Here is a 1,102-nt window from a genome sequence, read left to right as displayed (position 1 = left end):
GAACGAACCCGCTGCGCGGGATTGGTGCGATGTGGAGGTCTGTCACCACGGCGTGAGCGATCTGTTTTATTTGGAACTGTCCTGATCGGGCCAAGCACTCTGGCTTCTTCCCACCAGAAGGAGCCGGATGATGACAGAGTCCCTGTGCATTGCTGCAATCAGTCCCCTTCGCCAGCGCCTGCTTGATGACATGGCGGTGCGGCGGTTCTCCCGGGAGACGCAGCGCAATTACCTTCGCGATGTCGGCCGTTTCGCCACGTTTCTAGGCCGCTCACCCCACACGGCAACAGTCGAGGATGTGCGCCAGTTTCAGATTGCGCAGAACGCGGCTGGCATGCCGACACCGACCATGAACGCCATCGTGTCGGCGCTGCGGTTTTTCTTCACCCAGACGCTCGACCGCCCCGACCTTGCACGCAAGTTGGTCCGGGTAGCGCAGCCCCGCAACCTGCCCGTCGTGCTGAGCCGCGATGAAGTTGCCCGGTTGCTCAACGCGACCGTATGCCTCAAGCATCAGGCCGCCCTGTCGGTCGCCTATGGGGCAGGCCTGCGGGTGGCCGAGGTCGCCGCTCTCAAGATCAGCGATATCGACAGCGAGCGCATGCTGCTCAGGGTCGAACGGGGCAAAGGGGGACGATATCGCAACGCCATGCTTCCGGCAGACCTTCTGCCCCTGCTGCGGGAGTGGTGGAAGGCCGGACGCCAGCAGGGCGTGATGCATTCCGGTGGCTGGCTTTTTCCCGGGCAGGACACCATGAGGCCCATCAGCACACGGCAGCTCCATCGTGTGGTTGTCGATGCCGCGCGGGCTGCTGCGATCACCAGACGTGTGGGGCCTCATACCCTGCGGCATAGCTTTGCCACGCACCTGCTTGAGGATGGTGTCGATGTCCGCGTGATCCAGGTCCTGCTGGGTCATTCCCGCCTGGAGACCACGGCCCTTTATACAAAGGTTGCGACACGGACCGTGCGGGCCGTTATCAGTCCGCTCGACAGGCTGGGCATGCTGACGACGGCGCAGGCAAGGCCCGACGGCTGATCCCGGAGCAGGGGCGGTCATGTCCGCCTCGCTCGCACTGGGGGACATCTTCCGGGCTGCCGG

1 protein-coding gene is annotated in these 1,102 nt (G+C 64.1%); it reads left to right on the top strand.

Going from position 1 to position 1,102, the window contains the following annotated elements; all coding sequences use genetic code 11:
- Positions 1-127: 127 nt before the first annotated feature.
- Positions 128-1,039: a tyrosine-type recombinase/integrase gene (locus DY926_RS01005; RefSeq protein WP_116701677.1), complete on the top strand. Its 912-nt coding sequence runs from the start codon at positions 128-130 to the stop codon at positions 1,037-1,039.
- The last annotated feature ends 63 nt before the right edge of the window (positions 1,040-1,102 follow it).

This window comes from Komagataeibacter melaceti, assembly GCF_003403295.1.
Classification (GTDB): Bacteria; Pseudomonadota; Alphaproteobacteria; order Acetobacterales; family Acetobacteraceae; genus Komagataeibacter; species Komagataeibacter melaceti.
This window is presented reverse-complemented; position numbering and strand designations above follow the sequence as displayed.